Genomic DNA, 802 nt, shown 5'->3' with positions numbered 1-802 from the left:
GGGTCGGCCTCCCCGGCGGCCTCCTCGCGCAGCCGCACCACCGTCACCAGCCGCTGGCCCGCCTCGGCGGCCAGCAGCGCGGCCTGCTCGTCCGGCCCGTCCGCGGCGGCCCCGGCGGCGCCCCCCGCCAGCTGGGCGGCGGCGTGCACCGCGCCCGCGTCCAGCAGCGCCCGCGCCCGGCCCGCCGGCCCGCCGCCTGGGCCGCTCTCGCGCACCACCGCGAACACCAGCCGCCGCGCGTCCCCCGGGTCCACCCCCAGGTCCTCGATCGCGAACCGCAGCAGCGCCCGCTCGGACGCGCGCTGCCGCAGCCGCTCGCGCAGCCGGTCCGCCACGTCGTACAGCACCAGCTCGTCGAGGTCGGCGCCGGACCGCAGCGCCGCCGCGACCGTGTCGGCGTGCACGGTGCTGGAGTCGCGGCCGCGCCGCGCCCACCGCGCCGCCACCGCCGCCACGGCCTCCTCGTCCAGCCGCAGCGCGCCGCCCCGCGACGCCGGCGCCGAGAACCCGCCCAGCACCCGCATCGGACCGGCCAGGTTCCCGCCGAACACGAAGTCGGCCAGATGGCGGCGGCCCAGCACGTCCAGCGACTCGCGCACCTTGCGGTAGGCCGCGTACGGCGCCGCGGTCGGCAGCGGGTCGGGCTCGCGGACCTCGATGCGGTCGTCGCGGGCCTGCGCGGCCAGCTCGTCGCGCGGCACCCCGCAGGTGCGGGCGATGCTCTCCAGCTCGGCGGGCGTCACCATGCGCGGCGCGGCCGCCTCGGCGGCCAGCCGGGCCCGCACCTGCGGCCGGCGCCGCC

1 pseudogene is annotated in these 802 nt (G+C 81.5%); it reads right to left on the bottom strand.

The features are described 5' to 3' along the window. Positions 1-802, bottom strand: a pseudogene (locus ABD879_RS32730) (hypothetical protein); the annotation flags it as partial.

Source organism: Actinomadura keratinilytica, assembly GCF_039539665.1.
Lineage (GTDB): Bacteria > Actinomycetota > Actinomycetes > Streptosporangiales > Streptosporangiaceae > Spirillospora > Spirillospora keratinilytica.
Note: the sequence above shows the minus strand (reverse complement) of the source record. Positions and strands in the feature narration are given on the sequence as shown.